Source organism: Frankia sp. AiPs1 (genome assembly GCF_023716945.1).
Classification (GTDB): domain Bacteria; phylum Actinomycetota; class Actinomycetes; order Frankiales; family Frankiaceae; genus Frankia.
Window position 1 is genome coordinate 1 of record NZ_JAMQQF010000265.1, and the last position, 7,932, is coordinate 7,932.

Here is a 7,932-nt window from a genome sequence, read left to right on the forward strand (position 1 = left end):
GCCATGGCTGCCGCCTGGGGTGCCCTGCGCTCCCGTCCGGCCACCGCACCCGCCTTCGCCGCCGCGGGCGGCACGGCCGCCGGCTGACCCGTCCCCCGAGGAGCGATCCGTCCCCCGAGGAGCAACCCGTCTCCCACGGAGCGACCCGTCCCTCGACGAGCAACCAGGCCACGACGAGCAATCAGGCTCACGACGAGCAGTCGATCCGCGAGGAGCTGTCAAGCCCGCGGAGGAGCTACCAGGCCCGCGAGGAGCTGTCAGGCCCGCGGAGGAGCTACCAGGCCCGCGAGGAACTACCAGCTCGCGAGGAGCACAGACAGGAGTCGCCGTCATGCAACGCACGCTCTTCGAGGCCGAACACGAGGAGTTCCGCGAGCTGGTGCGGACCTTCGTCACCAAGGAATGCCAGCCGCACCACGAGGACTGGGAGCGCGCCGGCGTCGTCGACCGCTCCGCCTGGCGCCGGGCCGGCGAGATGGGCCTGCTCGGGCTCACCGTGCCCGAGCAGTACGGCGGCGCCGGGCTGAGCGACCCCCGCTACGACGTGATCGTCACCGAGGAACTGGCGTTCGGCGGCATCACCGGACTCGGCCTGTCGCTGCACAACGAGCTGCTCGCCCCCTACCTGGTCGGTCTGACCGATGACGAGCAGAAGGCGCGCTGGCTGCCCGGCTACTGCTCCGGCGAATCCGTGACCGCCATCGCGATGAGCGAGCCCGGCGCCGGCAGCGTCCTGCGCGGCATCCGCACGACCGCCATCCGCGACGGCGACCACTTCGTCGTCAACGGCGCCAAGACCTTCATCAGCAACGGCCTGCTCGCCGACCTCGTCGTCGTGGCGGTCAAGACGGACCCGAGCGCCGGGCGGGGCTCGCTCAGCCTGCTCGTGGTGGAGCGCGCCACCCCCGGCTTCGAGCGGGGTCGCAAGCTCGACAAGGTCGGCCTGCGCGCGCAGGACACCGCCGAGCTGTTCTTCAACGACGCCCGGGTGCCGGCGACGAACCTGCTCGGCGAGGAGCACCGCGGGCTGCACTACCTGATGCGCAACCTGGCGGCCGAGCGGCTGTCCATCGCCGTCGGCAGCGTCGCCAGCGCCCGCCGAGCCCAGGAGCTGACCAGGCAGTACGTGCGCAGCCGCACGGCGTTCGGCACCACGATCGGCAGCTTCCAGAACACCCGGTTCGTCCTGGCGGCCCTGCACGCCCGCACGCTCGCCGTCCAGGCCCTCGTGGACGGCTGCGTCCAGGCCAGGATCGCCGGCACGCTCACTCCGCAGGACGCCGCCGCGGCGAAGCTGCTTGCGACGGAACTGGAGTTCGACGCGGTCGACGCCGGGGTCCAGCTCCACGGCGGCTACGGCTGGATGGAGGAGTACCCGATCGCTCGGATGTACCGCGACGTGCGGATCACCCGGATCTTCGGCGGCAGCAGCGAGATCATGAAAGAGGTCATCGGCCGCGCCCTGCGACTCGACGACCCCACCGCCCCCTGAGCGACCCGCGCAGCGCCGCCACCCGGCCGGCGTGGCTCAGCCGGCGCCACTCGGCCGGCGCCACTCGGCCGGCGTGGCCCGGCCCGCCGGGCCTTCTGGCCGCGGACGCTGGCGTCGCTACACGGAACGCACCCCGGCGCCTCCGCACCCCGAGCCGCGGGGCGCCCTTGCCCGCCGGCTCCCGGGGCGGTGTGCATGGGAGCGGAGTCGCATGGTCGTTCTGTAGGGACAAATGGGTCGCCGAACCCTACAGAACAACCATGGAAGCTCTCTCCCATGCATCCGCCGACGACGCGCGAGCCGTCGACCCTCCGTACGAGCCGTCCGGCCGTCCTCACCCAACTCGAAACCGTCCCGGCCCGGAAACGCTGCATCCCAGCGAACCACCAGACCGCCGCGCCAGCAGACCGCTGCGCCAGCAGCACACCGCGCCACCGGACCGCCGCGTACACGCGCGAAAGACAGGCCCAGACGCCCATCCGGAGGCTTCCGTGCCCGATTCATCTCTCCGGTCAGCAACGGTCGAATTCCTTCGACTCACGAGTTGACAATAATGACCGACCTTCCTACGATGAGGTCATGGGAGATGCGATGGTGGGCGAGCGTCGGGTGTACCGGGAGAACGACGCCGACATCCCGAGCGAGTTCTCCGACCTACTGGTGCGCATGCTCGTGCACCACCTGGAGAACTCGACGAACCGGTACTACACCGAGCTGCTGAACCACCTGTGGGAACGCTGCATGACGCTCGCGCCCGAGGAGCGGCTGAAGACGACGTTCGCGAAGCTCATGCAGCAGGAGGTCGAGCACGGCGTCATCACGGCGCGGATCCTGGCGGGCCTGGGCGTCGGCGTGGTCGAGCAGCCGATCAAGCAGTACCTGTTCCACCTGCCCATCGACACGTTCTGCGACATGGCGTACTTCAACGCCCTGGGCGACCGGGTGGGCTGCTACATCGGGGAGACGTGGGAGGACGTGCCCTACGAGCCCCTGTTGAACGTGGCGGAGCGCCTGCACAAGGACGAGGTGTTCCACGCGACGTTCGGCATGTCGAACCTGCGCCGGGTGTGCGCCGATCCGGCTGGGCTGGCGGAGGCCAACGAGAAGATAAAGATCTGGTGGCCGGCCGCGTTGGACATGTTCGGCCGCTCGGACTCGGAGTTCAGTGACGCCTACGTCCGCTGGGGCCTGCGCAAGCTCAACAACGAGCAGTTGCGCCAGCAGTACATCGCCGACACCCGTCCGCTGCTGGAGGAACTCGGCATCACCGTTCCCGCGGACACGGCGAACCGCCGTTTCCTCTGATGGCGCGGGCATGAGGCAGGCGCGGGCATGAGGCAGGACGGGGTGCAGCCCCCCGCCGCTCCCGCACCGTCCGGCCCCGCGGCGCCGCGGGGCCGGACGGTCGACGTCCACCGCTACGGCCCCGACGCCGTCGTCCTCGACGTCCACCTCGGGCAGTACCGCGAGGTCTTCTTCGTCCTCACCGGCGACAAGAGCGTGACCATCACGATGCTCGACGGCAGCGACCCGACCCATCACGAGGCCCAGGTCTTCGTCTTCGCCAAGCCGTGGCAGTGGTCGCTCGACGCCCCCGACGAGGAAGTCCTGCTCCGGGTGTGGCAGTCCGTCGGCGTCCAGCGCTGACCCCTCCGCCGCTGCCCCCTCCGCGACCGTCCGCGGCTTGCCCGAATTAGTTATACCTCATACAGTAATTGCTGTGACTACAACTAATTCGGCGCGTCCCGCCGACGCGCCGTCGACCTCGGGCAGTCGAGTGCTCCTGATCGGCGCGTCCCGCGGACTGGGCCTCGCACTCGCCCGAGAGTGGACGCAGGGCGGTCGGCAGGTCGTGGCCACCGTGCGCGGCTCGGGCCGGACTCCCCTGCATGACCTCGCCGACACCTGCGCCGAGCAGATCGAGATCGAGACCGTCGACGTCACCGAGCCCGCGCAGATCGCGACGCTGCACGATCGTCTGGCGGACCGGATGTTCGACCTGCTGTTCGTGAACGCCGGCGTGGCGAACAAGCCCGACGGCACGGTGGCGCAGACCTCGACCGACGAGTTCACCCGGGTGATGGTCACCAACGCGCTCGGCCCGCTGCGCGTCATCGAGGCCCTTCAGGACCGCGTCGAACCTGCGGGCACGATCGGGGTGATGTCCTCGGGTCAGGGCAGCGTGGCCAACAACGAGCGCGGCGGCCACGAGGTCTACCGCGGCAGCAAGGCCGCGCTCAACACGTTCATGCGCAGCTACGCCGCCCGCCACCACGGCGAACCCCGGACCCTCGTCCTCATGGCCCCCGGCTGGGTGCGCACCGACCTCGGCGGCCCGGACGCCCGGTACACCATCGACGAGAGCATCCCGAACGTCGTCAGGACCCTCGACGCCCTGAAGGGCAGCCCCGGCCTGCACTACGTCGACTTCCTCGGCCGGACGGTAGCGTGGTGAACGCCGATCCCGGCCAGCAGGCCGCCGAGGCGCGGTGCCGCGGAACCGCGCCAGCGAACGCCGCCGACCCCGGCCAGCAGGCCTGGGCCCTCATGCACCGGTTCGTCGAGACGCACAACCGCCGGGGTGAGCTTGCCGAGGCGCTCGGGTTCCGCCTTGGCGGCAGCCGCGGAAAAGTCCTCTTCCAGCTCCGCGACGGACCGGTGACCCTCGGCCAACTCGCGCAGGCCAACGGCGTCGACGCCCCCTACGCAACCCTGATCGTCGACAAGTTGGCAGCCCACGGTCTCGTCGAACGCCGCCCACACCCCGATGACAGGCGCCGCAAACTGGTCGCGCTCACCGCCGCCGGGCACGACGCCATCGCGACCGCCGACGCCATCCTGCTGCGCCCACCCCCCGCGATCAGCAAACTCCCGGCCGACGACCTCGGCCAGCTCGCCGGGCTCCTCACCCGTCTGCTCGAGGCAGACGCGGCCGAACCCGACGAGGGGAGGTCGTCCATTCCGGCGGCATCGAATCCCGGGTCAGCCGACCGTCACCTGGGCAGCCGACCGGAATAACTATCGACACCAGGACCCCAGGACCCCAGGACACCGAGGCACCAGGACACCAAGGCGCCGGCCGGCGGGGGCGTCGCCGGCCGGGAGCCCGGGGGTAGGTGGGATCGGTCAGCTCACCGGGGCCAGCAGGTTGACCGGCTTGTCGTTGAGCCCGTCGCGGACGCTCGTCCACTTGCCACCGGTGTACTGGTCGACGCCGATCTGGTGCCCGCAGACGGCGACGAACGGCGCCTGGCCGCACTTGAGCGGGCCGACCTGGAGCATCGCCGGACCGGTGAAGCCGCGCAGCGCGCGGTCGACGACGTCGAAGGACGTGGCCTTGTCCACGCCGAGCTGATTGACGATCTTGGCGGCGGTCATCACGGTGCCGAACGTCGGCCCGCTGAAGCCGCGCAGCTCGACGGGGGCGCTGCCCAGCGGCTTGGCGTACTTCGACGCGGCGTACTGGTAGGTCTTCATCCCGGAGTCGACGTCGGGCAGGTCGAAGTTGTAGCCGTAGTTGGCGTAGTACCAGCCGTCGGGGATCGCGTCGGGCGCACCGATGGTCTTGAGGTGGGCGCGGACCGGCACGTCGGCGCACTGGTCAGTAGTGATCACCTTGGGCTTGATGCCGAGCGAGCGGATCGCGTCGTACATGCTGATGCAGCTGCTCGGGGGGAAGGCGGTGATCAGCGCGTCGGCGCTGGCCGCGCCGCTGGCCTGCAGCGCCGTGGTCAGGTCCGGGGTGGTGGCCTGCAGGCTGATGAACACCGGCCGGAACTTCACCTTGGCGGCGTCCAGGATCGGCTTCACGAGCTGCTGGGCGGCCGCACGGCCGGCGGGGGTGTCCGGGACGATGCCGGCCACCGTGCGGGCCTTGAGCTCCTCCACGGCGAAGCGCGCCATGCCCATCAGCACCCCGGGCGAGCCGGCGGTGTAGGCCACGCCGCGGGTCGTCACGAAGTCCTCGCTGGCCAGGGCGTTGCCGATGAGGATCGCCTTGCGGCCGCCCACGGCGTCGTAGAACTCCTTGTTGCCGACACTGAGGCCACCCACGACCACCAGTGACAGCGACGCGTCGTTGGCCATCTGGGCGCCGCAGCGGGCGGCGTCCTCGGGCACGTTGACCGAGCAGGAGACCAGCTCGATCGGCCGGCCGCCGACGCCGCCGAGCTCGGCGTCGACGTAGGCCACCGCGGCCCGCGCGCCCTGCGTCGCGGACGGCAGGAAGGTGTCCTGACTGACAAATCCGATCTTGTACGGCGTGCCCTTCGCCGGGCCGGCGGAGCCTCCGGTGTAGCGCAGCGCCCAGGCGTTGTTGTCGCTGTTGGCGACGGGCGCGGAGCTCGCCTTCCCAGCGCCGGCAGCGCCAGCCGCGGTCGCGGCGCCTGCGGACGTGGCGCCTCCGGACGAACCCGACGACGAACACGCCGCGGCTAAGAGCAGGGAACTGAGCGCCAGCGCCCCCGCCACAGATCGACCTCTCACCGGTACCGCCTCCCACCTGCGTCGGCCCCCAGTGGCCGACGGGTGGGAGCACCGTACGGCTCCACAATTATTTAGTCCACCGGTCGATCGAATAAATCGGAAGGTCCCGCCGAGAGCCGCACCGCGAGTCAGCCGCGAGTCAGTCGCGAGCCGCGCCGCCGCCGGGCGGCCCGTCCCCGAATTTATTCGACCCGTCGGTTGACTGTAATCTGCGTCTCACCTATCGTCCCGTGCAGGTAGTGCGCACCGTCCCGACCGGGCGTGTTCCCGGTCCCGCGTGAGGGGTACATCGTGGATCTCATCGACGAACTCGACCTCAAGGTCATCGACTGCGACACCCACGTCGTGGAGCACTACGACCTCTGGACGTCCCGGGTCCCGTCGAAGTACGGCGACCGCGTGCCCCACGTCGAACGCGACGCCAACGGCATCGAGTGGTGGATCGCCGGCGGCAAGGTGCTCAGCCCGGCCGCCGGTCTCGCCATCGCCGGGTGGAAGGAGCCACCCCCGAAGTTCCCCGCCCAGCTCGACATGGTCGACCCCCGCATCTGGCAGCCCGAGGGCCGCCTGGAGATCATGGACGAGTACGGCATCCACGCCGAGGTCCTCTACCCGAACGTCGCCGGCTTCGGCGCCGGGCGCTACACCGACTTCGGCGACATGGAGCTGGCGCTGCTGCTCTTACAGGCCTACAACGACTGGCTGGCGGACTTCCGCCGGGTCTCGGACCGCTACGTCCCGGTCATGGCGGTGCCGTTCTGGGACATCGACCTGTCGATCGCCGAGATGAAGCGCTGCGCGGAGCTCGGCCACAAGGGCCTGGTGTTCTCCCAGGCGCCCGAGGACTTCGGCTCCCCCATGCTCACCGATCCGCACTGGGACCGGCTGTGGGCGGCGGCCCAGGAGATGGGCCTGTCGGTCAACTTCCACATCGGCAGCGGGGACACCACGATGCCGCAGCTGCTGCACCCCTCCGCCGGCGTCCACGCCAACTACGCGACGTTCCCGATGACGTTCTTCCTCGGCAACGCCCGCACCGTGGGCAGCCTCATCGGCGCGGGCGTGTGCCACCGCTTCCCCGACCTGAAGTTCGTGTCGGTGGAGAGCGGCGTCGGCTGGGTGCCGTTCACCCTGCAGGCGCTGGACTGGATGTGGACCGAGTGCGGCGTCGCCAAGGAGCACCCCGAGTACGACCTGCTGCCCAGCGAGTACTTCCGCCGCCAGATCTACGCCTGCTTCTGGTTCGAGCACGGCCCGACGCTGCGCGCGGCGATCGACTACGTCGGCGCCGACAACATCCTGTACGAGACCGACTTCCCGCACCCGACGAGCATGTCACCGGGCCCGGTGAGCTCGGCGCTGCCGCCCCGGCAGTTCATCAACGACAAGCTCGGCGACCTCCCGCACGACGTGCTGCGCAAGATCCTGCAGGACAATGCCATGAAGCTCTACGACCTGGCCTGAGCCACCGGCCGGTACCCGCTGACCGCTGACCACCAGCTGGTGACCGCTGGCCACCGGCCGCCGCACCGACAAGGCCCGGGCACCGCTGGGTGCCCGGGCCTTGTGTCGTCCGCCCGCCGTCAGGGCAGAGCGCCGCAGAGATTCCCTTCCCGCCCTGCTGTCACGTTTCGTGATGCCCGGCGTGGTGACTGAGGCGGACCGCGGACCGGGTCACGGCGGGGCGAGGGCGGCGGATGCGCGGGAAAGCGCCTCCCTGTTCCTTCTGTAGGGTTCGGCGTCCGATTCGTCCCCTCAGAAGGAACAGGTCGCCCCGTTCCCAGACACACCCCCGCCACGCGGGGCGGAGGGGCGGTGCCGGCGGACCGGCCGGCAGCGAGACGAGTGCCGGCTGCCGGCACACCCCGGCGCCGAACGCCGAACGGCCGAACACCGGGCGTCGAACACCGGACGCTGAACACCGGACGCCCGACGCCCGACGCACGACGCCGGGC

Annotated in this window: 7 protein-coding genes; 6 read left to right on the top strand and 1 reads right to left on the bottom strand. The window is 70.4% G+C overall.

Features of this window, described 5'->3' with window-relative positions; all coding sequences use genetic code 11:
• Window positions 1–331: 331 nt before the first annotated feature.
• The 5 genes from ND748_RS20070 to ND748_RS20090 all read left to right on the top strand — a co-directional run bounded on the left by ND748_RS20070 (window position 332) and on the right by ND748_RS20090 (window position 4,510).
• Entirely contained in the window at window positions 332–1,492 is a 1,161-nt protein-coding gene (locus ND748_RS20070) for an acyl-CoA dehydrogenase family protein (protein WP_251747543.1), read from the top strand.
• 579 nt (window positions 1,493–2,071) lie between these two features.
• On the top strand, window positions 2,072–2,797 hold the full coding sequence (locus ND748_RS20075) for a Phenylacetic acid catabolic protein (protein ID WP_251747544.1): 726 nt from the start codon (window positions 2,072–2,074) through the stop codon (window positions 2,795–2,797).
• A gap of 27 nt (window positions 2,798–2,824) precedes the next feature.
• The gene (locus tag ND748_RS20080) at window positions 2,825–3,139 is read left to right on the top strand and encodes a hypothetical protein (protein ID WP_251747545.1); all 315 of its coding nucleotides are present in this window, start codon (window positions 2,825–2,827) and stop codon (window positions 3,137–3,139) included.
• A 73-nt stretch (window positions 3,140–3,212) separates the two neighbouring features.
• Complete coding sequence (locus ND748_RS20085) at window positions 3,213–3,947, top strand: SDR family oxidoreductase (protein WP_251747546.1); 735 nt, start codon at window positions 3,213–3,215, stop codon at window positions 3,945–3,947.
• A complete protein-coding gene (locus tag ND748_RS20090) occupies window positions 3,944–4,510 on the top strand; it encodes a MarR family winged helix-turn-helix transcriptional regulator (protein ID WP_251747547.1) in 567 nt (188 codons plus the stop codon). Before ND748_RS20085 ends, ND748_RS20090 begins: the two co-directional genes overlap by 4 nt.
• 108 nt (window positions 4,511–4,618) lie before the next feature.
• On the opposite strand, the gene ND748_RS20095 is transcribed toward ND748_RS20090, so the two are convergent.
• Window positions 4,619–5,977, bottom strand: a complete 1,359-nt coding sequence (locus ND748_RS20095; RefSeq protein WP_251747548.1) for an ABC transporter substrate-binding protein — start codon at window positions 5,975–5,977, stop codon at window positions 4,619–4,621.
• A gap of 291 nt (window positions 5,978–6,268) precedes the next feature.
• On the opposite strand from ND748_RS20095, the gene ND748_RS20100 reads away from it, so the two are divergent.
• Window positions 6,269–7,441: an amidohydrolase family protein gene (locus tag ND748_RS20100; protein ID WP_251747549.1), complete on the top strand. Its 1,173-nt coding sequence runs from the start codon at window positions 6,269–6,271 to the stop codon at window positions 7,439–7,441.
• The last annotated feature ends 491 nt before the right edge of the window (window positions 7,442–7,932 follow it).